The 21,303-nt window shown below is 37.6% G+C and carries 17 protein-coding genes and 1 tRNA gene; 14 read left to right on the top strand and 4 right to left on the bottom strand.

From position 1 onward, the window contains the following. The first annotated feature begins 1 nt into the window (after position 1). The 6 genes from E4O07_RS03460 to E4O07_RS03485 are packed head-to-tail and all read left to right on the top strand — an operon-like array spanning position 2 to position 7,353. Positions 2–1,282, top strand: a complete 1,281-nt coding sequence (locus E4O07_RS03460) for an ABC transporter permease (RefSeq protein ID WP_253687412.1) — start codon at positions 2–4, stop codon at positions 1,280–1,282. Continuing rightward, positions 1,275–1,955 (top strand): ABC transporter ATP-binding protein, encoded by a 681-nt coding sequence (locus E4O07_RS03465; protein ID WP_253687414.1) that lies wholly within the window; start codon positions 1,275–1,277, stop codon positions 1,953–1,955. The genes E4O07_RS03460 and E4O07_RS03465 overlap by 8 nt, the downstream gene beginning before the upstream one ends. Further along, on the top strand, positions 1,952–3,289 hold the full coding sequence (locus E4O07_RS03470) for an ABC transporter permease (RefSeq protein WP_253687415.1): 1,338 nt from the start codon (positions 1,952–1,954) through the stop codon (positions 3,287–3,289). The genes E4O07_RS03465 and E4O07_RS03470 overlap by 4 nt, the downstream gene beginning before the upstream one ends. Continuing rightward, entirely contained in the window at positions 3,286–3,789 is a 504-nt protein-coding gene (locus tag E4O07_RS03475) for a UvrB/UvrC motif-containing protein (RefSeq protein ID WP_253687417.1), read from the top strand. The genes E4O07_RS03470 and E4O07_RS03475 overlap by 4 nt, the downstream gene beginning before the upstream one ends. Continuing rightward, positions 3,773–4,846 (top strand): ATP--guanido phosphotransferase, encoded by a 1,074-nt coding sequence (locus tag E4O07_RS03480; protein ID WP_253687419.1) that lies wholly within the window; start codon positions 3,773–3,775, stop codon positions 4,844–4,846. Before E4O07_RS03475 ends, E4O07_RS03480 begins: the two co-directional genes overlap by 17 nt. Positions 4,847–4,854: 8 nt before the next feature. Further along, positions 4,855–7,353, top strand: a complete 2,499-nt coding sequence (locus E4O07_RS03485) for an ATP-dependent Clp protease ATP-binding subunit (protein WP_253687421.1) — start codon at positions 4,855–4,857, stop codon at positions 7,351–7,353. A 12-nt stretch (positions 7,354–7,365) separates the two neighbouring features. Here the strand turns inward: E4O07_RS03485 and E4O07_RS03490 are convergent, their stop codons facing one another. Then, complete coding sequence (locus E4O07_RS03490; protein WP_253687423.1) at positions 7,366–8,640, bottom strand: glucose-1-phosphate adenylyltransferase; 1,275 nt, start codon at positions 8,638–8,640, stop codon at positions 7,366–7,368. A 147-nt stretch (positions 8,641–8,787) separates the two neighbouring features. Here E4O07_RS03490 and E4O07_RS03495 point away from each other — a divergent pair, with 147 nt between their 5' ends. Further along, positions 8,788–9,786 carry an omptin family outer membrane protease gene (locus tag E4O07_RS03495; protein WP_253687425.1) on the top strand — a complete coding sequence of 333 codons (999 nt, stop codon included), beginning with the start codon at positions 8,788–8,790 and terminating at the stop codon, positions 9,784–9,786. A 78-nt stretch (positions 9,787–9,864) separates the two neighbouring features. Here the strand turns inward: E4O07_RS03495 and E4O07_RS03500 are convergent, their stop codons facing one another. Both E4O07_RS03500 and E4O07_RS03505 read right to left on the bottom strand, forming a co-directional pair. After that, complete coding sequence (locus E4O07_RS03500; RefSeq protein WP_253687426.1) at positions 9,865–10,620, bottom strand: septal ring lytic transglycosylase RlpA family protein; 756 nt, start codon at positions 10,618–10,620, stop codon at positions 9,865–9,867. A 98-nt stretch (positions 10,621–10,718) separates the two neighbouring features. Beyond that, a tRNA-Leu gene (locus E4O07_RS03505) sits at positions 10,719–10,802 on the bottom strand. Between the two features lie 39 nt (positions 10,803–10,841). Between E4O07_RS03505 and E4O07_RS03510 the strand changes: the two genes are divergently transcribed. After that, positions 10,842–11,783 carry a TatD family hydrolase gene (locus E4O07_RS03510; RefSeq protein ID WP_253687428.1) on the top strand — a complete coding sequence of 314 codons (942 nt, stop codon included), beginning with the start codon at positions 10,842–10,844 and terminating at the stop codon, positions 11,781–11,783. Positions 11,784–11,899: 116 nt separating this feature from the next. Here the strand turns inward: E4O07_RS03510 and E4O07_RS03515 are convergent, their stop codons facing one another. Then, positions 11,900–16,012, bottom strand: a complete 4,113-nt coding sequence (locus tag E4O07_RS03515) for a FlgD immunoglobulin-like domain containing protein (RefSeq protein WP_253687430.1) — start codon at positions 16,010–16,012, stop codon at positions 11,900–11,902. Positions 16,013–16,319: 307 nt separating this feature from the next. On the opposite strand from E4O07_RS03515, the gene E4O07_RS03520 reads away from it, so the two are divergent. Genes E4O07_RS03520 through E4O07_RS03545 form a run of 6 tightly spaced genes read left to right on the top strand, consistent with a single transcriptional unit; the run spans position 16,320 to position 21,269 of the window. Continuing rightward, positions 16,320–16,901 (top strand): tetratricopeptide repeat protein, encoded by a 582-nt coding sequence (locus tag E4O07_RS03520; protein ID WP_253687432.1) that lies wholly within the window; start codon positions 16,320–16,322, stop codon positions 16,899–16,901. A gap of 21 nt (positions 16,902–16,922) precedes the next feature. Next, positions 16,923–17,597: a hypothetical protein gene (locus E4O07_RS03525; protein WP_253687434.1), complete on the top strand. Its 675-nt coding sequence runs from the start codon at positions 16,923–16,925 to the stop codon at positions 17,595–17,597. Then, on the top strand, positions 17,584–18,600 hold the full coding sequence (locus tag E4O07_RS03530; protein ID WP_253687436.1) for a hypothetical protein: 1,017 nt from the start codon (positions 17,584–17,586) through the stop codon (positions 18,598–18,600). The genes E4O07_RS03525 and E4O07_RS03530 overlap by 14 nt, the downstream gene beginning before the upstream one ends. Beyond that, positions 18,597–19,355: a hypothetical protein gene (locus E4O07_RS03535; RefSeq protein ID WP_253687438.1), complete on the top strand. Its 759-nt coding sequence runs from the start codon at positions 18,597–18,599 to the stop codon at positions 19,353–19,355. Before E4O07_RS03530 ends, E4O07_RS03535 begins: the two co-directional genes overlap by 4 nt. Positions 19,356–19,365: 10 nt before the next feature. After that, entirely contained in the window at positions 19,366–20,568 is a 1,203-nt protein-coding gene (locus tag E4O07_RS03540; RefSeq protein WP_253687439.1) for a type II secretion system protein GspD, read from the top strand. Further along, positions 20,565–21,269, top strand: a complete 705-nt coding sequence (locus E4O07_RS03545; protein WP_253687441.1) for a hypothetical protein — start codon at positions 20,565–20,567, stop codon at positions 21,267–21,269. Before E4O07_RS03540 ends, E4O07_RS03545 begins: the two co-directional genes overlap by 4 nt. Positions 21,270–21,303: the final 34 nt, after the last annotated feature.

Here is a 21,303-nt window from a genome sequence, read left to right on the forward strand (position 1 = left end):
GATGAAAAAGCGTAATTATAGATGGATTTTTTTTGTTTTACATAGATTTAACTCCGCAGATACAAAGGGCCGCTCCTCAATCGCTACTCTTTTTTCTATATTGGGGATTGCCTTCGGAGTAATGGTATTGACTGTAATTCTATCAATAATGAACGGTCTTCAAATGGGTTATATCGATACAATTATGCAGGTAAGCTCAGGGCATATAAGGTTATACGGCGAAAAAGAAGATTTAACAAAAGCCGAAAATTTAAACCTTCATGAAGCCTTTTTTATTTTTCAAGAATCCCAAACTCTTATGCAGGGAAATTACGGCAGGCAGCACGGCGTTTTAATCCGCGCAGTGGAAGAAGATATAATGCAAAAAGATAAGGGCTTTTGTGAGGCCTTAAAAATATCTTATGGGTCCTTTAACATCTTAAAAGAAGATGCCGTTATTTTGGGGTATGAGCTGGCCCGCCAGCTTGGCGTAAAGGTTGGGGATAACGTAAATATTATAGCCGCCTCAGGCTCATCCGAGACAAGCCTTTTTCCTGAAAATCAAGACTTAACTGTTACGGGTATTTTTAAGACCGGATATTATGAGGTCGATTCTTCGTTTGCTTTTATATCGTTAGAAAGCGGAGAAAAACTATTCGGAAAAGAATCAAAGCTGTATGCCTCCGTCAAACTACAAAATCAAAACAATGATGCCGCCTATATATCATCCCTAAATGCTTCCTCGATTAACTTAAAATCGGAATCATGGCGCTCTTATAATCATGCTTTTTTCGGGGCTCTTAGAATAGAAAAAAATATGATGATGCTTTTGGTGTTTTTGATTTTCTTGGTTGTGTCGGTTAATATCTATAACGGAATGAGACGTTCAATTTATGAAAGACGGGAGGAAATTTCCGTATTGTCATCTCTTGGTGCATATTCAAAACACATTCAGGCTCTTTTTATTGCAAACGGATTTACGATAGGTTTGATAGGGGCAAGTGCCGGCCTTTTATTGGGTCTTTTGCTCTCGGTTCAAATAAATTCCATTTTTGCTTTAATAGAAAATATAGTCAATTCGGTCTTGACCTTTGTATTTATCTTATTTCAAAGTTCGTCCGATGCGGATTTTGCAGTATTCAGTCCTGTCTATTTTTATATGGAAACCGTTCCTGTCAGAATATTTTTTAATGAAATTTTGCTCATTTTTTTATTCGGCATTTTTTCGTCATCCGCTGCCGCAATGGCAGCTTCAAGGCGCATATTAAAATTAAAGCCTGCGGAGGTATTACGCTATGAGTAGGAATATTGTTTTAATTTCCAATTTAACCAAAACATTTTCTTCGGCAAGCGAAAAGCTCGTTATATTCGATAAGCTTAATTTTTCCATTGAAGAAGGGAAAAAGATTTCGATTACCGGAGAATCAGGTTCGGGTAAAAGTACCTTTTTAAATATCTTGGGCGGCCTTGAGTCGGCAGACAGCGGAGAAATCCTGGCAGGCTCTTATAAGGTTCATTCCCTCGATGAAAAATCCCTCACCGAGTACCGAAGTTCATTTTTAGGTTTGGTTTTTCAGTTTCATTATTTGTTAAAAGATTTTACCGCTCTTGAAAACGTAATGCTTCCTGCCCTGATTGCAGGAAAGCCTAAAAAAGAAATAAAAGAAAAAGCTCTCTCTCTCTTGGAGGATGTAAAGTTGGCAGAACGCAAAGGCCATTTTCCTTCTCAGCTTTCCGGAGGAGAAAGACAGAGGGTTGCAGTTGCCCGCTCCTTGATAAACAGCCCCTCTCTTATTCTTGCAGATGAACCCACCGGAAACTTGGACCCTGCAAATGCCGAGACCGTTCAAAACCTTTTATTTTCTGTTGTCGATAAACACAAAAAGACCTTGGTGCTTGTTACCCACGATCAAAAAATAGCCTCAATGACGGATATTTCTTATAAACTTTATAAGGGCAATTTGGAAGAAGTATGAAAAATTTAGTCTTTATAAAAATGGCATTTAGATTTTTAGGCATAGGTTCGGGAAAGACGGTTTCCAATGCCCGCAAAAGCTTGTTCGGTGCCGTTTTGGGTATAGGCATAAGTATAATTCCGCTCATTGTCGTTTTAGTTGTCTCTGACGGTATGATTCAGGGAATCACTTCCCGTACAATAGAGCTTGGAACCGGACACCTTCAAGCCATAGATATGCGGCCCTTATCAACTTATAAAAATGCCGAAACGGAGAAGGATGCCCGTTCATTAATTCTTGAGTTTTATGAGGGTAACTTTATCGAAAATGCTTGGATCGAAAGACAGGGAAACGGTCTGGTTATAGGTAAAAACGGAAGAAGCGGAGGAACTATCCGTGCAGTCGAGCCCGAATTTTTTACTCAAAATATCAAGGCTCTTAACCTGATAAGAGTAATATCCGGTTCTCTCGAATTTGAAAATAATAAGTCGGCAATTTTGGGAGCTAAGATAGCGGAAAAACTCGGCTTAAAAGTAGGGGATACATGCAGGATTATAACCTTAAATAAAAACGAAAAAGGTAAAACTATTCCCCGTGTAAGTGCATTTAAAATTTCAGGGCTTATATCTTCAGGTTACCAAGAGTTGGATGCCCTATGGGTTTTTATTCCCCTATCTGAAGGCTTAAAGATTATGCCGATGACTTCTTCTTTAACCTCAATAGTGGTTTCGACAAAGGATCCCTTTGATGATGATAAGATGCAGGCCCTTCAATTAAAATTAAGCTCAATATTACCGGAAACTTTTTCTATATATTCTTGGGCCGACTTAAATCGCCCTGCCTTTACCTCCTTTAAAACTACAAAGAATATTTTGCTTTTTATCATGTTTTTGATAGTTTTGGTGGCTTCTGCCAATATTTCTTCAGCAATTGTTATGCTTGTAATGGAAAGAAGAAGGGAGATAGCCATCCTCAAGGCGGCCGGAGCCCATCCTTCCTCCATAAGTCTTGCTTTTTTGCTTGCCGGCCTTTTAACAAGTTTAGGCGGGATTATTTTAGGAATGCCCTTAGGTATTTTAACCGCCTTGCATATAAACGAAATTTTTGCCTATGCCGAGAAGATTTTAAACTATCTTCAAAACTTGTTTTATGTCTTCTTTTACGGGGGCGGAAAACCTCTTGAAATTCACCTTTTGGACCCGGCCTATTATTTGGAGCATATTCCCGTAAAATTAAATTTTTTTGACCTTTACATAATAGCCGTTTGTATGTTAATATTATCAGTAGTAGTGTGTTTGGTTCCTGCAGTACGGGCAGGAAAAGAAAAGCCGATAGAAATTATGAGGAAATTATGATTTGCGATATGTGTAAATTAAACGAAGCTGCGGTTTCTGTGGAACAAGTTGCAGACGGTGTGACTAAAAATATTTATCTGTGTCCGGCTTGCTCACAAAGGCTCGGGTTTGGTATGTTTTCTGAAACTATTGATATTTCCATAACAAAACTCCTTGGATCTAATGATATCGACAATGATGACTGCAAAAAATCGGGGCAATGTCCTATATGCGGATTAAGTTTTAGAGACATAGAATCTAAACAAATTATAGGATGCACGGAGTGTTTTTCGTTTTTTAAAACCGAAATTATGGAAATATTGGGAAAAAAGAAGAAAAATCTAAAGTATTCGGGCTTTACCTCGGATGATCAGGTCCCTGAAACCTTTTTTGAAACTCATAGTTCTCAAGAATTACGTGAAGAACTAAAAAAAGCTGTCGAAATCGAAGATTATGAGAGGGCTGCCGCCTTAAGGGATGAGATCAAAGCTTTGGAGAAAAACCATGATATCAAGACTTGATGGCTGGTATACGGAAAACGGTCCCAACACCGATATTGTCCTATACAGCCGTTGTGATATAGCCCGCAATATATCGGGTTTTTTGTTTCCGAACAAAATTAGTCTTTGCGACTCGGTTGATGTTGTTTCGCTTGTTTTTTCTTTTTTTTGCTCTTTGGGTGATTCCGCTTATTTTAAAAAATTAAAACTTAGAGCAATAGATCCGCTTTCCATCAAATTACTTGAAGAAAAAGGAATTCTTCTTCCCGATATGCCTGAAAAGATAGAAAAGGCTGTTTTAGTACATGAAAACGGTTCTCTTTATATAGGCTTGAACCTTGAAGATCATGTAAACATAACTTCTTTTGCTGCCGGAATGGACCCTGAAGAAGTTTATGCAAGGGCCTCCTTTATGGAAGTCAAAATGAGGGAAAAAATTAAATTTGCGGAAGATAGGGACTTAGGTTTTTTAACTTCCAACCTTATGGAAATCGGTACAGGGGTAAAATTTTCGGTTTTATGCTCTCTGCCGGGTGTCCTTTATTCCAACTGTCTGGGCTCGGTTTTGGAATTAACAAAACAAAGTAATCTTAATGTTGCCGGCTACTATTCGCCTAATTCCAAAAATTCCATAGGAGCTCTTTTTTTGATTTCAAGTGCCGTATCGGCAGGCGATAATGAGGATATTCAAACGGCGGATTTTATCGCAGGTGTAAATACTATCATTGAAATTGAAAGAGAGAAAAGAAAAAATTTTCTGAATGAAAATACATTAAAGGTTGAGGACATGCTTCGAAGAGCTATTGCAATAGCTCAAAGTGCAAAGCTTATGGATTTTAAGGAAGCTGCCGATATAGTTTTTAAAATAAAGTTCGGCTTAAATATGGGCTTGATTACAGGTATTACCAATGAAGAATGTAACTCGATGATTTTTAAATCCCAAATGGGACATCTTGCTTTTTTATTGCTTAACAGCCATATGGGTTTAGCCGATAGAAATTTAAGCGATTTTTCGATAGAAGAATATAGGGCTCGTACCATTCAAGAACTTTGCTCAAAAGTCCGAATTATAATGTGAGGTGTTATATGTGTCAAGGTCTTTCACAAGATGCTCATAAGCTGCTTACTCTTTTCGGTCAGCAGGAAGCCAGACGGGTTAATGCGGATCTGTTTCAACCCGAGCATATTTTATCTGCCCTAATCCGCAATAAGGTAGGCAGAGGCTACATAATTCTTCAAAAATTAAATATCGATATTCTCAATTTACAGCTTTTTATAGAACAAAACACTCCTATCCGTACAGGAGATAGGATCATAGGTGAAATTCCTCCTTCCCGAAGAATTAAAACTCTGGTAGATCTTGCAACAATAGAGGCAAGGACCATGAGGCAAAGTGTTGTCGGTACGGAGCATATTCTTGTAGCTCTTGCCAGAGAGGAAAATTCCATAATATCCGATTTCTTTATGAGGTATAATATCTTAACTGAAGATATAAGGATGATGATATTAAAAATAACGGATCAGATGGAAACTGTCCGGACATCTAAAACAGCCGACGTATCTAAATCAAAACCATCAGCTCTTTCCGAATTCGGGCGAAACCTAACCGATATTGTCAGCTCCGGCAGCCCGGATCCTATAATAGGCCGCGAAAAAGAAATCAGAAGGCTCATTCAAATTCTTTCCCGAAGAACAAAAAATAATCCGATCCTTGTAGGAGAGCCCGGAATAGGAAAGACATCCATTGTTGAAGGTTTGGCCTTTGCCATAATAAATGAAAACGTACCTCACGATTTGCTCAACAAAAGTATTATTTCTTTAGACCTAGGCTCGGTAATTGCAGGAACAAAGTACAGAGGTCAGTTTGAAGAAAGGTTAAAGCAAATTATAAATGAGATAAAAGAAAATAAAAATATAATTTTGTTTATAGATGAAATTCATACCCTCATCGGTACGGGCGGCTCTCAAGGGGCTATGGATGCAGCCAATATTTTAAAGCCTGCCCTAGCCAGAGGCGAAATACAATGTATCGGGGCTACAACAATTGACGAATACAGAAGATATTTTAAAAACGACTTGGCTCTTGAGAGGCGCTTCCAATTAATCCAAATAAAGGAGCCTAATCCTGAAGAAACCTTTGATATAATATGCGGTATAAAACATAAGTATGAAGAACACCACAATGTACTTTATGAGCCTGAAACCATAACAAAGATCATTGAGTATGCAAAACGGTATATCCCTGACAGATTTTTCCCTGACAAAGCTATTGATGTATTGGATGAAGCAGGCGCGATGAAAAAAACCGTCCTTGACAAAAGACCCGGCGAGCTTTTTGAAATAGAAGACAAGATAAAGGTTTTAATGCTTGAAAAAGCCGAGATGGTTGAGATGCAAAACTACGAAAAAGCCGCCTTAATTAGAGATGAAGTCTTAGATCTAAAAAACGACATATATCAAATTAAAAATAAGTGGATGACTTCTTATCAACATCCTATATCCTATGTCGATGAAAACGATATAGCAGAGGTTGTTGCAATGATGACGGATATTCCCGTAAATAAATTAAGCCAAGATGAGGCTGAGCGGATGCTTCACATTGAAGAGGAATTAAAAAAATCGGTTGTAGGTCAGGATGAACCCATATCGATTTTATCCAATTCAATCAGAAGGTCCCGCGCAGGTATTTCATCTCCTGACAGGCCCATAGGTTCATTTTTATTTTTAGGGCCTACAGGTGTCGGAAAAACTCTTCTTGCAAAAACTCTTGCCGAATTTTTATTCGGCACAAAAGAGGCCTTAATCAGAGTCGATATGAGCGATTATATGGAAAAACATAATGCTGCCAAACTTATAGGTGCTCCTCCCGGATATGTCGGTTTTGATTCCGGAGGATTTTTAACCGAAAAAATAAGACGCAATCCTTATTCCGTTTTGCTTTTGGATGAGGTTGAAAAAGCTCATCCGGATGTCTTTAATATTCTTTTGCAGATTTTAGAAGAAGGAGAGCTTAGAGACAGCCGCGGGCATATTGTAAATTTTAAAAACACCGTTATTATTATGACCAGTAATGCAGGCTCAAAGTCCATCATAAAGGAAAACCGGCTGGGCTTTAATCCCACGGGAGATGGAGTAATGGCCTATTCCGAAATACAGGCTAGTGCTCTTAACGAAATAAAAAAATTCTTATCGCCTGAGTTTATAAACAGAATTGATGAAATGCTTGTTTTTAGACCTCTCGATAAAGATGACATCAAACGAGTATTAAAACTTGAGCTTAAAAAATTTGAAGATAGAATTGCAAAGTTAGATCTGTATATTGAGCTTTCAAAAGAGGCTGAAGATTTCTTTGCAGATAAGGGATATGATCCGGCTTACGGTGCACGCCCTATGAGAAGGCTTCTTCAAAATAAGATAGAAGATGCCTTATCGGTTAAAATAATAAGCGGAGAGTTCTCAAAGGGTAAAACCGCCCTTGTAGATTTTTCGGCAGAAGATGATGACATAATAATCAGCATTAAAGAAAACACCGATTATGAAAATGCTTACAGCGCATCGGTCGAATGCAAAACCGAATCCAACTGATGCGCCGCATTTTTATATTGAAGTATTATCAGGTATTATAGAATTTTTTACTATAACGTATATTCCGTCTATAACATGATAGAAGCCGTAGTCGCCGTCGGGAGGTGTTTGGTCCATACCTATGGATACGTTATTGCCTATACGAACATTTTTGTCTATTATTGCAGAGCGTATACGGCAATGATTTCCTATGCCCAAGTTAGGCCCTCCTTCTTTTAAGCGGGCTTCTTTTTCTTCATGGGTTTCGTAATAGTCGGCACCCATACAGATGGAGTCTTCTACAAAGCTGCCTGATTCTATAATTGAACGGACTCCTATGACAGAATGATTTATGGTTGCATTTGTGATAACGCAGCCGTCACTGCACATAGACCTGCTTAAATGTGCATAGTTTACCTTTGATGGAGGTAAGTTTCGGTTATGTGTGTATATCGGGCTGTCGGCATCATAAAAGTCGAATTGAGGTTTTATTTCGGTGAGGTCAAGGGTTGCATCATAAAAAGACTTGATTGTTCCTATATCTGACCAATATCCGTTATGAGGAAAGGCTGAAACCTTGTATCCCCCGTTTATTGCTGCAGGAATTACTTCTTTTCCGAAGTCGGTATGATCGCTGTCTAAACATTCTTCCATAACTTTTGCACCAAAAATATAGATACCCATAGAAGCCAGATATTGTTTATTCGGATCATCAGGCTTGATAAGAGATTTTCCGGGAATTTTCCAATCGTCTATATTTTTTTCGGTGCCCGGTTTTTCCATAAACTCGGTAATTACCGAATCCGAGTTTACCTTCATAATTCCGAAACCTGAAGCATCTTCCCGTGTTACGGGTGTGCAGGCAACGGTAATATCGGATCCCGATTCTTTATGAAAATTTAAAAATTTTTTTAGATCCATGCGGTACAGCTGATCTCCTGCAAGAATCAAATAATGAGAGGGATTTTGATGTCTGAAATGATGAAGATTTTTTCTGATAGAGTCAGCCGTTCCTTCATACCATCCCGTATTATCAAAAGTTTGTTCGGCTGCAAGAATTTCGACAAAGCCGTTTGAAAAACTGTCGAAGGTATAGGCCTTTGCAATATGGATATGCAAAGATGCCGAGTTAAACTGTGTTATAATATAAATGTTCCTAAAACCGGAATTTATACAGTTCGAAAGAGGGATATCGATAATTCGATGTTTACCTCCGAAAGGTACGGCCGGTTTAGACCGATGCATAGTAAGCGGATAAAGACGTGTTCCTTTTCCGCCTCCCAATATTATGGAAAGAACTTTTGCCATAGGCATCCTCCTGCCTACATTATATAATGCTTTTTAAAATTTTACCAGACTAATTTATTAATTCTTTATAAATTTCCTTTTTATATTTACACCGGCTTTAAACAATACTTGACATAGAACCTAAGACCAACTAAACTAATGCTTGGTATGAGGGATTTTTACAGGCGGATAATTATTTTTCTTATTCTTTTTATAAGTGCTAAAACTGTCATAGGTGAAGAAGGAAGATATTCATTTAACCTTTCTGTTTCTCCGTCTTTGATAGCAGGCTCCGGTTTCGAGTATGTCTTTAGAAGTGATTCACTAATTAAAAGCAAGCTTGATTGGCCTATTTTGCCTGCCGGAGGCCTTACTGCCTGTACCGAATTTAAACTTAAAAACGGCTTTTACCTTTCCTTTTTTTCTTCATTTATAATTCCTTCTTATTCCGGAAAGATGTTTGATTATGACTACCTTAATCCCTATGATCCTTCAATGTTAACTAAATTTTCGGAGCACAAGGCCTATATTAAAAAGGGTCTGGATTTAAGTTTAAACCTGGGTTTTATGAAACCTCTTGTTGTGTATAAAACATATTCGGATAAAAAAATAAAAATCTATTGTTCCCCTTCCATAGGAATAAGGTATATTTTAAATTCATGGGATGCAGTAGACGGCTATCGTAAGTATCCTCCTGATACAAATCCGCCAAGTCCGGTTTTACCCGATACTCCTATAACTCCTATGACAGGACTAGGAATCAGGTACAGCCAAACCTTTATTTTGCCTAGTATAGGAATTCTATTTAGATTTGAGCTTCCACGATATTGGAAGATTGATTTGTCTACTCAGCTTTGTCCTAATGCCCTAGGCTTTGCAGAGGATTTCCATTATATGAGGGGTGTTGAAGGTTTAAAATTTGTAGATGTTTTTAAAAAGAAAAATCTGTCTTTTTATTTATATCTTTCGGCAGAGAAAAAGCTTTCAAAGTTTTTTTCTTTTTTTTCTTCCGTTGATTACACCTCGATAACGGCTTATAACGGAAAATCCTTTGTTTATTTTCTTAAGTCCGGATTATTAAAAGAGGTGTCTGCTTCAGGGTCTGCCGGGGCTTCCCTGCATTATGCCCGTATCAATTTAGGCTTTATATTTTATATACTAAAATAGATTTTTACGGTGAGTTTTAATAAAAAACCCGAACCCCTTTTGGAGCTCGGGAAAAATTATTTTAGGAGGTTCTATGTTTTACCAACTTTCTTGGCGTAATATATAATCGTTAAAAGAATTGAGCTCAAGCACTCTTTTTACTTTTTCGAGGTCCTGAGGTCTTATTCCGTATAAAACAACTCTGGTGGTCGTTTCCGTTTTTTCATAAGCAGGTTCAAAACCTATCTTTCTTAATTTTTTGACAAGCCTTAGGGCATTTTCTTCACGCTTAAATGCTCCCAGCTGAATTCGCCATAAAATTCCCGGTGTTTCCGAAGCTTTAGCAGGCGTATAAACAAGGCTTTGATTCCTTGTATTAAATTCCGTATAATTTGGAGCTTGTACAGTCTTTTTTTCCGTTTTTACCAAGTCCTTTGCTCTCGTGCCGGTTTCTTCTTTAGTTTTAACATCCGTAAAAGAACCCATATCATTCGGATTTATCTTTTTTAGGCTTACTCTTACAACTCCGTGGGCTAACATATCCAAGGCGGCGGCTGCAGCCTTTGAAACATCTATTTCGCGGTTGCCTACAAAGGGACCTCTATCGTTTATTCTTACGATGACCTTTTTTCCGTTTTCTAAGTTTGTAACCTCAACAAGGGTACCGAAGGGAAGGGTCTTATGAGCCGCCGTGTAAGCATTCATATCAAAGATTTCTCCGTTTGCGGTAGGCCTTCCGTTAAAGGCTTCCCCATAGTACGAAGCATAAGTTTCCTCGCTTATAATTTCTCCCTGTCCGGTTAAAAAATGAGTAAGAGCTAAGGACAAAATTAATATAAGGATTGCTTTTTTCATTTAATTCCTCCCGAATTAAAATCTTATATATTCAGTATCGGAAGAAAAAAAAAGAAGATTAGAAAAAAAGCCTTAAACCGTTTTGGTTTAAGGCCTTGTGCTGAAGACGGGAATTGAACCCGTACGGCATTACTGCCAAGGGATTTTAAGTCCCTAGTGTCTACCTATTCCACCACTTCAGCAGATGTGGTATACTATCATAAATTTTAAAGGAGGTCAAGATGTTTTCTGACTCTCATGCACATTTTTTTATGATTTTTAAACGAAATGAAGGCGATCCTTCGTTTTTACATACAATGGAAGAGCGCAAATTCAGGTTTGCTATGGACATAGGTACAGAGCCCGGAGATCTGGGGCCCAGACAGAGGTTTATTTCGCAAGTTTTTGAAGAAAAAATGCCCGGGCAAATGCCTGTTTCTTTGTCCTGCCCGGAATCCTTGCATTTGCCCTCATTTTTACACTTTGCGGCAGGTCTTTGGCCCCATGCTTCAAGCATTGCCGAGCCTGAAAAAGCTCTCAAGGCTTTAAAAGCCGACATTGACACTCTCTTTTTGCAAAAGGCCGAATCGGAAAAAACTCATCCGGGTAAGCCCTTTTATTGCTCCCTTGGAGAATGCGGGCTTGACCGCTTTTGGAACGGCCCTGCCTGCGAAAAAAGAGGAGAGAATTTAAACCCCGATGAACGAGGAACTGCCAACATAGAAGGGGAGGAGTTTCTATTTAAAGAACAGCTAAAAATTGCAAAAGAAAAAAATCTTTCGGTCATAGTTCATTCAAGGGATGCTTATGAAGATACCTTAAAATGTATTGATGAGATAGGCCATCACAAGGGGATAATTCACTGCTATTCCTACGGTCTTAAAGAGGCTTATTCCTTTTTGGAAAGGGGCTGGTATATTTCCTTTCCCGGAAACATAACCTATGCAAAAAAGCAGGCCGATAAGGACAGGATTGCCGAGCTTGTGAGGGCAATTCCTGCCGATAAGCTCTTGCTTGAAACCGATGCTCCCTATCTTGCTCCCGTTCCTTTTAGGGGAAAGATAAATACTCCTCTTTTGATAGAATACACCTATGCTGCCGTTTCAGAAATCTTAGGTAAGTCTATGGAGGACTTGGCCGAGCAGGTTTATCAAAACTGCTGTTCCTGTTTTTTGGTAAAGTGAAAAGTGTAAAGCTTTTTCTTTTATAAATGGTCTCTTGTGAATCTAAAAAAAGGCTGCCCTCCCGTGACGGAAGGACAGCCTTATTTTTTTACTTAAAAAGTTTTAAGTTTTACTTGTTACTGCTTAATCAAAATAAATTCTACTCGGCGGTTTTTCCACCAGTTGTCTCTATCGCTCAAAGAAGCTACAGGTTTTGAGCTTCCCATTCCGACAGAAGAAAGGCGGGAACTTCTTACTCCCTCCTTTATGAGGAATTGACGCACAGCGTCTGCTCTCAGCTTTGATAAGGGGAGAAGGGCCGCCGTTTCTTCTTTTTCGGTACCGGTAGTCGTGTTTGCGTGTCCTTCAACCTGAACCTGATATTCGGGGAATTTGTTTAGGATAACGGCAATTCTTTTTAGGATATTCTTATTTTTATCGACAATTGCCTGATCGAGACCGTTAAAGTCGGCCGCATTTGCTCTAAAGATAATCGAAGGTACGGCTATTTTAAGTTTATCCCCGTCCCTTATAACAAGGATGTCTACAGGAATATAGCCCCTGTAAACCGAAGTTAATCCTACCTTATCGGTCACGGTAAAGGTAAAAGGATAGTCGGTTGCAGACTGAACGGTTTCGCCTGAAAGAGAGCGGCCGTCCCAGATAAGTTCCTTTGTTATCTTTTCCTTTCCGGAAGTTTGCCAGAAAAGTTTGCCTCCGTTTTCTTCAGGCTCGGCAATTTCAAACTTCCAGTTTTCGATACCGGCCTTCGAATCGGCTTTTAGACTTATGTATAGATCGTCATCGGTGCCGTCATTGTCGGGACTAAAGTACTTGGGACTTGTACTGACACCTATTTTCGGAGCCTGAGTTGAAAGGATGAAGGCATCGGTAAAGGCCGTTACAATATCGCCTTTTTTGTACTCTATGTACATGGTTGCCATGTACCTGCCGTCAGGAGCCTTAGAGCTTCCGCTCTTGCCGTCCCATACAAGTTTTTTAGGCAGCTTTTCTTCTTTTTTGGAGCTCCATTCGGCAAAAAACTTTCCGCTTTCCACATCCGAAACCTGTATATTCCAGTTGTCGATTTCGGCATCAATATTGGTAAGAACCGAAATGTTTTGAACATCCTTTATTCCGTTGCCTGTGGGAGAAAATACCTTATGTTCGGCGGTTATGTAGCCCTTGGCCTGACGGCGGTCTACAATGATGCCTTCAAGTTTTTGGACGGTTTTGTTTCCGGCCTCATCTTCGGCTTCGGCTATGTAGGTGTATTTTTCGTCAGGCACCTTATTGCCGGTATCGTCATCTGCTTCCCAGATAAACTTATCCGCCTTATCCTTCCACCTTAGGGTTTTTACCGTTTTGTTTTTTGAATCGACAAATCGGCCTGTCCATTCTTTTTCGGAAGAAGAAATTTGATCTATGGGAAGGTTGGGCTTGTTGTTTCCTTCTACAGGAGAAAAGGCCAAATAGGGAGCCGAAATTTGAATTTCGGGATAAACCGTGTCTATCATTATCGACGAAATAATTGATTTTGCCTTGTTTTTATTTGCAAGCTCAACTTCAAATTCGGCAGAGTAAAGGCCGTCAGGTACTATCGGTTTCTCATCAGCTTGACCGTTCCAAGTTATTTTCTTTGGAGAGGTATTGCCCTTGTAGGTCTTGATAAGCTTGCCCTTTGAATCTTTAATGTTTACCGCGTATGAGTCTACCTTAGTTTTTGATTTTACGACAGGATAGAATTCTATGCTGTCCTTTACCCCGTCGTTGTTGGGAGAAAAGGCCGTATAATTTGATTGAAGAATTATATCGGCTTTTTCGGTATTGAGCTCTACAAGTACGGCATTTGAAAGAGCTTCGTTTTGAGCCTCGTCAACTCCCCTTAATACATAGATGTACTTACCGTCTTCGGCAAAGCTGCCGTCGGTTTTTCTTCCGTTCCACTCAAATTGAGGCGGGAGTTTATCGCCGAAGCTGTTTGTAAAAATCGGTGTGCCGGCAGGTTTGCCTGCAAGGATATCGGCAGTATTGCCTGCAAGGCTGTCTTCGCTTGAGGCCCTATATATTTCTGCAATCCATGTTCCCGGTTTTTCTTCCTTGTGAGTAAAAATGAGAGTATCGAGCTCTCCGTCCCCGTCGGGAGAAAAGAGCTTTTGAGATGCAGAGGCTTCGGCCTTGGGCGGTGTAATGTCCAAGGTGAATGATGGTGTTTGAGTTGAAGGAGCATGTCCGTTTATATACCTTGCTGAAATAAAGGCCTTGTACGAGCCTTCCGGCAAGAGCTTTCCTTCCTCGTCCTTTCCGTCAAAGGTTTTAGGCTCGATTTTTGACGGGCTGCCTGCATATGTTTTTACGGCTGCTCCAGCCTGATTTTTTACTTCAATCTTCCATTCTTCAAGACCCTTGGTAATCGGAATAGAAGGAATGAAGTTTATCTTGTTATTCGATTTGCTTGCAGGAGAAAAAGCATTTTTATCGATATTTATGTTAATCGAGGGTTTGTAGGTGTCTACAATTATATTTGAAAGATTAGAGACCGTTTTGTTTTTTGCCCTGTCCATGGATTCTATTTTGTAGCTGTAAACTCCGTCCGGTACAAAAATTCCTGCATCGTCTTTTCCGTCCCAGCTTAAGGGAGAAAGAGCCTTATCCTTAACTTGAATTGTTCTTATAACCTTGCCTTGGGCGTTGCTGATACTTGCCGTCCAAAGGTCTTCATTTGAACCTGTGTTATCAAAGATAAAGACATCCTTGTTTCCGTCACCGTCAGGACTGAAAATGAGGGCATCCTGAGTTTGCGGTTTATTAAATGTAAGAGAAGGAGGCGTTTTATCGATATGAGCCGTGTAAATTTGAGACTCCGATTTATTTTTGTTGTCATCCTGCGCTCTTATTATAAAACTGTACTTGCCGTCGGGGGCTGTTTCTCCCGAATCGGTTCGTCCATCCCAGCGGAGGGCGCCGGGCACTTCAACGCCTTCTTTGGATTTTCCTAAAAGCTTAAAGAACGAGGCTGCATCCTTCATTTCGCGTAAGGGGATTTTATTGGAAATTGTGCGGACAGTGTTTCCTTTTTCATCCTTTATTTCGCAGCTCCAAGCCGTTACATAGCGCTTGTCCGTAATTTTTAAGGGGATTTCCATGGCATCGTTTTCTCCGTCATTATTGGGAGAAAAATATAGGATGCCGCTTTCGGGCATTTCGGCTTGAATTTTAGGTCCTTCGTTGTCCTTTAGACCGAAGTGAACGTTGACCCCTCCGCCGAAGGCCCAAATTCCGTTATGGAAGGGCTTTGCAGCAAATTCGGGACGGATTTCGTTTTCTTCCCAGCCGTTTTTCTTTAAAAAGGAATCCTTTGTTCCTTGAGATTTGATTTTTATATTTACCCCTATGTTAAAGGAAGGGATGAAGCTTTGTTTTTTATGGATTGCTTCAAGTGTGTTGATTACAAAGCCTGTTTTAAAGGATATCATGTCGGCCATGAGCATGTGAAGTCCGGTATTAATGACAAGATTTTGGAAAAAGGGAGCTGAAAGATCTGTGTGCATTCCGAGTTGGAAGCCGTCAATATCGACCAAGGTTGCAGCAAAGCCTGCTCTCGGAGTGATTATTGCAGGGCTTCCGCTTGAAGCTCCTCCCTTTATTCCTGTTGCCTTGGGATTGTAGGTTTTGCCTAAGCCCGTTATTGAAACGCCCAGCTTGGAGTTTTTTAAAAATCCTAGGTCGCCGAACATATAAAGGGCTCCTATATCAAGGCCCAGCCCCCAGTCCTTTCCGAAGTCCGCATAAGAGCCTACGCCTACTGAAAGTTTTTCGGTTAAATCCTTTGAATATGAAAAGCGTAAGCCTCCCATTGTTCCAAGTTTTAAGGAATCAAATTCTGCATTTAAAAAGTGAAGGCTTCCCGCAATGTTTCCCCATCTAAAGGGGTAGAGGAGGGCAGCATTGGCTGCGTGGCCGAAGCCCTTTTCTTTGCCGAGCCCTGCAATCAAAAAGTATGAAGCGTCCAGAATCGGCCTTTGTTCTGCCCCGCCTAGGGCCGGGTTGACAGCCAAACTGCCCGGTACCGTATCTCCGAAGGGACCTCCCGTAACCGAGTTCTGTCCTCCGGCAACCGCCGGGGATTGCAGTGTAGGTTTTTCTTCCCCCCCGGGAAGAGGATCATAGGCAAAGACAGCCGTTCCGATCAAAAAAAAGCATAAAACAAAAAAAACTTTCGCTTTTAAACCGAATTTTAAAAAAATCATATTACAGCTCCTTTAAAAGCAAATATAACCGTTTAGTAAAACATATATTATAGTAAAACTGTTACGAAAATCAATTCCTTAATCTATAAATAAATTCTAGAAAATTGAAATTAAGCTTATGGTGTACTCAAGTTTATAATATTTACCTGATATCTCAAAAAAGTGAAAAAAATAATTTTTTAAGAATTTAAGTCTTGACAAATTAATATATGTATGATAGGTTTACAAATCGGCCGTTTTGTGTGCGTATCATTTTCTCCCTTCAATTTGACGGCTTAATACTTTTATTTTTAGGAAAATCACTTTTATGAAAAAATTAAATATTAAACAGATTTTATGTTTATTATTCTCTGCTTTAATCCTTGCAACCGGCTGTTCAAGCGTATGGAGCAAGAAATACAAAGACGATGCAGGCGTTATGTACGGGATGATATATGATGGGAATGAAGAAGGGGTTTCAGGAGTAAGTGTAAAAGTAAACGGGTGGCTAAAGGCCGTATCGGACGGGCAGGGCAGATTTATCTTAAAATTTTTATATGCAGACATCAAGGATAAAAAAGAACAAAGGATAGAGCTTGAAAAAGAAGGCTATGAGAAAATCGAAGAAGTATTTTATTATGAGCCTATGAGCTTATTGCATATAAGGATGGAAAGCGGAGAAGATATATTAAAAGAAGCTGAAAGCTTGATAGATGAAAAAGAATATGGACGGGCAGAAGAATCTATAGATAGGGCTATAAAGATAGAAGAGTATCGGGATGAAAGCTTTTTTTTAAAAGCAGTGATTAAATATAAAGAAGGTAAGAAAAAAGAAGCTGAGCAATTATTGGAAGAAATAAAAGAAAAAGATGATAAAAGCGTAAAAGAATTTTTAAAAAAATTAAATTAAAGGATAAGTTTAATATATAGTATGGAAAAAGAAAACGGTAAAAGCTCATCAAAAACGATTATAAAATTCTCTGTTATATCTGCTATAATTATAGTGTTTTTTTGTTTTAATATTTATGTAGTTTTTCAAATAAAGAAAGAACAAGAAGAAAGATTAAAGTATATCATTACATTGCTTGAACATACGGAAAAAAATATCATCGGGCAGATAGAACATAATCGGGATGAAATAAATGCAAAAATCGATACAAACACTGAGAATATATTAAAGGACGTAAAAGAAGTTAAAAATCTATTAAAAATTCAAGACAGTGAAACACAAGTAAAACTAAAAAATATATTATCAGGTCAAAAAAGAATAAATGAAACAGACAGAAAAAAAGAGATGAGATTGATATATGCAGACGGTGTATTGGAAAAAAAAGAAATGGAAGCGTATAATTTGCTAAAAGAAAAAAAATATGCGGCAGCATATAAAATATATAAAGAAATAAAAGAAAGTGATCCTGAAAGATTGAGCTCACGATATTACGGAGTATATAGTTTGTTTTATTCAAATGAGATGGATAAAGAAAATTATGATTATATATTGGAAGAAATAGAATACTTAAGAAAAAACGGAATGGAAGAAAGCAGTTTTAAAATAATAGAAAACTTTATAAAAAGAGAAAAGGCAATAAACGATGAACAGAGTTAAGAGTTTAATATTAGCTGTAATAATAATTTTTATGAGATTGGAAGCTGAACAAGTATATATAGCCCCTTTATTAAGTGTAGATGAAGGAGAGGAGAGCTATGAAACAGATACTAAATTGCAAGACGATATTTGTGAGAGCATAGAAGAACAAAAAGAATTTTTAGGAGTAGAAATAATAAAAACGAGAAAAAAGATAAAACAGGTAAGGTCTTCATATGATGCGTTAAAGTTATGCAGAGAAGAAAAAATAAAATATTTGATCTATGGCTGGATAAAGAAAACTGAATATACATACGAAGGTGAATTAAGAATTTTTGACGGCGAGGGAAGGAAAAATATATTTACCGTGTATGAAAAAGATGGAATAGAAAATTATGAAAAATTTATAAAGAACATAAGTAAAAAAGTTCTGGATAGTTTACACGAAATTTTTTATATTCCGAAACAGGAAGAAGTGGAGAAGTATAGCAGAATAAATGTAGGGACTGATATTTGGTATTGGACATTTATGAATAAGGCTTTGGTAAAATACATGAGTGGAACTATCGGAATAGGAGGCAGTTTTGAGATAATACCTGATGACAGCGTGTTTTTTATAAGAACATATCCCGTTTATTTTTCGGTAGGATTATCTTTGGATTATAGATTGGGTGTAAACCGCAAAGAGGCGATAAAAAGTTATTTAAATAATATAAATGCAGTAGGATATACAAATATGTACATAAACTTTTATGATATTCATAGAGTTTACGCCAAAGCCGGAGTCTTATACAGTTTAGACATCGTATCATATCAAGATAAATATTCGGATAGTAAAGTTAATACATCGGGAGCTGTTGGAATTATTACAGGTATCGGTTATAAATACGCAGTAACTGAGAAGATAAAAATAATATTTGCGAATGAATTTGAATTTGTATTCTATAAAAATGTAATGAGTAAATATCTAGGAAAAGTCGGAGTTGAGTTTGAAGTTTTTAAAAAGGAGTATAAAAGAAAATGAAAGGGAAAATATTGAAATTACTTATAATAGTCATTGTAATTTTTAATGGAGCGTGCGGAACCGGAGTATATGAGATAGTATCGAGAGATCAAAGAGATCCTGATAATTTTTATGTAAACGTAGATTCTTTTAGCGAAGAAAATGTAATAAAATGCATTTGGGAAGAAGATGAAAGGTGCGATAAATACATATTGATGAGAAGTGAAGATAAAAACGTATTAAAGTTTAAAGAAGTGTATAATGGAGAAGGGACGGAATATGAAGATAGAGTATTAAAAGAAGATACAAGATATATCTATAGACTTGATAAGATTAGAGGTAAAAAAAGATTTTTAGGGAATATACATTACATGGGCATATACAGTAAACAGGTAAAAGATGTATATGAACCCAACGATAAAAAAGAAAAGGCTGTATTATTGCAAAACGATAAACAAGGAAATGTATATTATTATAGGTCGCATGAAGGAACCGTTTTAGAGGATGAGGATTGGTATAAGGTAAGAATCCCTGCAAAAAGACAGGCCAAGATAGCAATAGTATACGATGCAGCTAATTTACCTTTTATAATAACAAAACCGTATAACGGCAGCAGTGAAAAGCCTGCAACTAATGCGGTTATCATAATAAAAAATGATACGGATGGAGAAAAAGAATTAAGCTTTAAAATATCGCTGGATAGAAATATAGTGGTAAGCGGTAGTGCAGGTGGAGAATGCTATCCGTATACGTTAAGGCTTTTATCGATAGAATAGGAAAGAAATAATGAAAAAGAAGGCCGTTTTATTTATTTTATTTTTCTCGGTATGTATGGTATATGGGCAAGAAGGAATTAAAGATATAAAAAGTGAAAAATATGAATTAAAGTATATTGAAGTAAAAAAATTTATAGATGCATTGCCTGAAGAACTGAAAAAACAAAAAATAAATATTTTGACGGATATAAACGGATTTATAATAAGATGTACTCAGGAAGAACAAAAAATAGTGGAAGAATATATAAAGATACTGGATATAGAAAAAGAAGAGAGAGCGATATTATTAAAATATATATCTTCGGAGGAATTGTTAAAACATCTTCCACCTGCCGTAAATAAAGAAAGTATAGTAGTAACCGGAAATCCCAATTTAATATTTTTTAGAGGGAGCAATATAAAGAGGGAAAAGTTTTTAAAAGAAATGGAGCTGATAGATAGACCTAAGGCACAGATACGGTATCAGCTATTGGTAGTGCAATATGAAAAAAGTGAAAATATAAACTGGGCAAAAAGTCTTGAAGTAAAAAAAACTAAGGGAAAGCCTATGAGTGAGTTTTCAGGTATAATGAGTAATATATTTAATATAAACTTTGATATAGTCAGCAAATTCGGTTATCAATTTATAGCAAAACTTAATTTTGAATTAGCTGAAAATAAGGCAAGAGTTTTAGCGGATACGACATTAAACGGAATAACGGGAGAAGAAGTAAAATTTCAAAATACAAATACATTCAGATATATAGATAAAACACTTGATTCAAACGGTAAACCCTTATATGGTTCTGTAAGAGAGATAACATCTGGGTTATTACTTAATATAAAAGGAAATGTATCCGGAGACGGAATGATAACTATGGAAGTAAATGCACAAGTATCAAAACAGGGGTCAGGCGGAGTTACAAGCGGTGTTTTACCTCCAACATCCGAAAAAATAGTAAGAACAAAGGTGCGGACTCCTTCCGGTAAGCCGATTATAATAGGCGGACTATTACAGGTTGAACAAAACTCAAGCGAAAAGAAAATACCCGGTTTGGGAGACATACCGATAGCAGGATTGGCTTTTAAAGATATAAATGGCTCTGAAACTGTAACTGAAATGGTCATCTACATAGTGCCGTACATACATCGAGAAAGAGAGAAAGTAAAGAGTAAGAAAGAAAGGCTTATAAGGCTCTATAAAAAATACATAGAAGGAGAAGATAAAGAATGAAAAAAATAAAGAAGGTGATAATCTTAATTATAATATTTGTGATAACAGGCTGCGTTAATCCTTATAACCGGATAAGGGATGGAGAAAGCGGGATTTTTGAAGAAGGTAATGAGCTTGAAGGAAATGAAGATGAAGAGGGAGGAACAAATCCATTTGAAGATAAACTGTTTATAAAGGAAGGAGAAAAAATCATATTAAAAACAAACAATACAAAATATTGGGGTGTGAGGGGTTATACGTTATGGAAATTTTTAGGAGAAGAAATAGATAAAAATGCCCCGAGTATAAAAGTAGTAAAAAAAGAAGGGGCAAGCGAAGCAGGATACGGATTAGTATGTTATAGTACAAAGACGGAAGCAGGACAAAAAAAATATAGGATGCTCGTGATTTTAATACATGTAGATGGGAAGTATTCTGTAGGCTATGTAGTAGACGGCTTGTATAAAGATATAGAGTGGAAAAGACAAAGTGAAAAGTTAAATAAAGGCTATGGTGTAGAAAACAGCATCAGTGTAAAAAAGGCAGGGAAGAAAATAGAAGTATATTTTAACGATGAAAGTTATTCCGGAAGCCCGTCATATACGATAAACGATTCAAGTGAATATTTACTTGGAGAAGGGGAAGCCGGGTTAATAGGAGTAGTTTCGGCAAAGGATAAGTTTTCTGATGATTTTGTTTGGATAGAATACAAGGTAAAGTAAAGGATTTTAAATAAAGTCTTATAAAAAGAGTGGA

The sequence above is a fragment of the Treponema sp. OMZ 798 genome, assembly GCF_024181385.1.
In the GTDB taxonomy this organism is placed as follows: Bacteria; Spirochaetota; Spirochaetia; order Treponematales; family Treponemataceae; genus Treponema_B.

What these genes read in the sequence shown, in the direction of transcription:
- E4O07_RS03515 (WP_253687430.1), bottom strand. Translation starts at nt 16,012, where the DNA reads ATGATTTTTTTAAAATTCGGTTTAAAAGCGAAAGTTTTTTTTGTTTTA.
- E4O07_RS03495 (WP_253687425.1), top strand. Translation starts at nt 8,788, where the DNA reads ATGAGGGATTTTTACAGGCGGATAATTATTTTTCTTATTCTTTTTATA.
- E4O07_RS03485 (WP_253687421.1), top strand. Translation starts at nt 4,855, where the DNA reads ATGTGTCAAGGTCTTTCACAAGATGCTCATAAGCTGCTTACTCTTTTC.
- E4O07_RS03480 (WP_253687419.1), top strand. Translation starts at nt 3,773, where the DNA reads ATGATATCAAGACTTGATGGCTGGTATACGGAAAACGGTCCCAACACC.
- E4O07_RS03525 (WP_253687434.1), top strand. Translation starts at nt 16,923, where the DNA reads ATGGAAAAAGAAAACGGTAAAAGCTCATCAAAAACGATTATAAAATTC.
- E4O07_RS03535 (WP_253687438.1), top strand. Translation starts at nt 18,597, where the DNA reads ATGAAAGGGAAAATATTGAAATTACTTATAATAGTCATTGTAATTTTT.
- E4O07_RS03500 (WP_253687426.1), bottom strand. Translation starts at nt 10,620, where the DNA reads ATGAAAAAAGCAATCCTTATATTAATTTTGTCCTTAGCTCTTACTCAT.
- E4O07_RS03530 (WP_253687436.1), top strand. Translation starts at nt 17,584, where the DNA reads ATGAACAGAGTTAAGAGTTTAATATTAGCTGTAATAATAATTTTTATG.
- E4O07_RS03520 (WP_253687432.1), top strand. Translation starts at nt 16,320, where the DNA reads ATGAAAAAATTAAATATTAAACAGATTTTATGTTTATTATTCTCTGCT.
- E4O07_RS03470 (WP_253687415.1), top strand. Translation starts at nt 1,952, where the DNA reads ATGAAAAATTTAGTCTTTATAAAAATGGCATTTAGATTTTTAGGCATA.
- E4O07_RS03540 (WP_253687439.1), top strand. Translation starts at nt 19,366, where the DNA reads ATGAAAAAGAAGGCCGTTTTATTTATTTTATTTTTCTCGGTATGTATG.
- E4O07_RS03475 (WP_253687417.1), top strand. Translation starts at nt 3,286, where the DNA reads ATGATTTGCGATATGTGTAAATTAAACGAAGCTGCGGTTTCTGTGGAA.
- E4O07_RS03510 (WP_253687428.1), top strand. Translation starts at nt 10,842, where the DNA reads ATGTTTTCTGACTCTCATGCACATTTTTTTATGATTTTTAAACGAAAT.
- E4O07_RS03545 (WP_253687441.1), top strand. Translation starts at nt 20,565, where the DNA reads ATGAAAAAAATAAAGAAGGTGATAATCTTAATTATAATATTTGTGATA.
- E4O07_RS03490 (WP_253687423.1), bottom strand. Translation starts at nt 8,640, where the DNA reads ATGGCAAAAGTTCTTTCCATAATATTGGGAGGCGGAAAAGGAACACGT.
- E4O07_RS03460 (WP_253687412.1), top strand. Translation starts at nt 2, where the DNA reads ATGAAAAAGCGTAATTATAGATGGATTTTTTTTGTTTTACATAGATTT.
- E4O07_RS03465 (WP_253687414.1), top strand. Translation starts at nt 1,275, where the DNA reads ATGAGTAGGAATATTGTTTTAATTTCCAATTTAACCAAAACATTTTCT.